Genomic DNA, 245 nt, shown 5'->3' with positions numbered 1-245 from the left:
TGCCACTGGCCTGGGTGGTTCGTCAGTGCCCGAAGTGTCATGCTCCCGAAGTGCTTCACATCGAACTGGTAGATCTGATCAGAAAACGGATTCCACGCCGGACAAAAGTTGTCTTTCTAGGTGATGGCGAGTTTGATGGGATACATCTTCAAGAAACGATGAACGAGTTAGATGGGTGGTATGCCTGACTGGCAGGAAAAAGTACGGTCGTGACATAGGAAAGTGTGAAAGTAAAGATTTACTTA

General features: G+C 47.3%; 1 protein-coding gene. It reads left to right on the top strand.

The genetic code is table 11. The annotated features are described in order from the left end of the window. On the top strand, positions 1 to 188 hold a 188-nt coding region (locus MFF40_RS28585; RefSeq protein WP_238263201.1), incomplete at its 5' end, for a hypothetical protein. Positions 189 to 245: the final 57 nt, after the last annotated feature.

It is taken from the genome of Methylobacterium mesophilicum (assembly GCF_022179445.1).
GTDB lineage: Bacteria > Pseudomonadota > Alphaproteobacteria > Rhizobiales > Beijerinckiaceae > Methylobacterium > Methylobacterium mesophilicum.
The sequence above is the reverse complement of the archived record's forward strand: the minus strand, read 5'-3'. Positions and strand labels throughout refer to the sequence as shown.